1 protein-coding gene is annotated in these 622 nt (G+C 67.2%); it reads right to left on the bottom strand.

Features of this window, described 5'->3' with window-relative positions:
• The coding region (locus CKY51_RS22180; protein WP_244952569.1) for a condensation domain-containing protein at positions 1–622 on the bottom strand (622 nt) is incomplete at both ends.

Here is a 622-nt window from a genome sequence, read left to right on the forward strand (position 1 = left end):
CGATCAGCGCGATCGCGTGCGGCGCCCGCCCGACCTGTTGCTCGAACAACGTCGGCAGGCAGCGCGCGTCGTCGAATGCGACGTGGTTGCTTGCACGTTGCTGCAGCCAGCGTGCGCGCTCGTCCACGCTGGCCAGCGGCAAGCGATCCACCCGCGTGCGCTGGTCGGCGACCATGCCATGCAACAAGGCCACGAACTGGGCGAGCTGAGCTTCGACGCTGCGGCGTTCGAACAGCGCGGTGGCGTAGGTCAGGCTGCCGACGATGCAGGCGTCCTGCAGGTGCAAGGTGAGTTGCAGATCGAACTTGGCGGTGGCGTCGGCTTGCTCCAGCAGGCGCGTTTGCAGGCCGGGGAGCTCCAAGGCGACGTCGGCTGTGTTCTGCCACGCCAGCATTGCCTGGAACACCGGATGGTGGCCAAGACTGCGCGCCGGGTTGAGCGCTTCGATCACCTGCTCGAACGGTAGGTCTTGGTGCGCTTGCGCCGCCAGCGCGGTCGCGCGGACCTGGGCGAGCAACTCGGCCACACTGGGGTTTGCGCGCAGATCCACCCGCAAGGCCTGGGTGTTGACGAAGAAACCGATCAACGGTTCCAGTTCGCTGCGGGTGCGGTTGGCGATCGG

Origin of the sequence: Xanthomonas maliensis (genome assembly GCF_009192945.1) — a bacterium.
GTDB lineage: Bacteria > Pseudomonadota > Gammaproteobacteria > Xanthomonadales > Xanthomonadaceae > Xanthomonas > Xanthomonas maliensis.